This window comes from Pedobacter sandarakinus (assembly GCF_026240095.1).
Lineage (GTDB): Bacteria > Bacteroidota > Bacteroidia > Sphingobacteriales > Sphingobacteriaceae > Pedobacter > Pedobacter sandarakinus.
The window spans coordinates 1-365 of the sequence record NZ_JAPIVG010000032.1 but is presented as its reverse complement, the minus strand read 5'-3'; the positions used below and the strand labels follow the sequence as shown (position 1 = coordinate 365).

Below are 365 nucleotides of genomic sequence, written 5' to 3'. Positions count from 1 at the left end.
CACAACTGTACCATTAGCTGGTGGTGTGGCAATTGTATAGGTTAATGGGTCACCATCCACATCAGATGCAGTGATAGTTCCATTAACTGGTGTGTTTTTATTGGTGTTGATATTAACTGGCGTCGTAGCTACTGGAGCATCATTAACTGGTGTTACCGTTACGTTAATGGTTACCGTTGTGCTTCCACCTTTGCCATCACTCACGGTTACCACAAAACTATCGGTTCCGTTGAAGTTGGCCTTTGGTGTATAAGTGTAAGTTCCATCTGCATTCAATACGACCGTTCCGTTTGCTGGTGGCGTAGTGGTAGCGAAAGTTAAAGGATCGCCGTCTGCCTCGCTTGCTGTGATGCTTCCGCTCACCG

Annotated in this window: 1 protein-coding gene; it reads right to left on the bottom strand. The window is 46.6% G+C overall.

Annotated features, from left to right (window positions below):
• Positions 1-365: tandem-95 repeat protein (locus OQ268_RS17820; RefSeq protein WP_265858175.1), on the bottom strand; the 365-nt coding region annotated here is incomplete at both ends.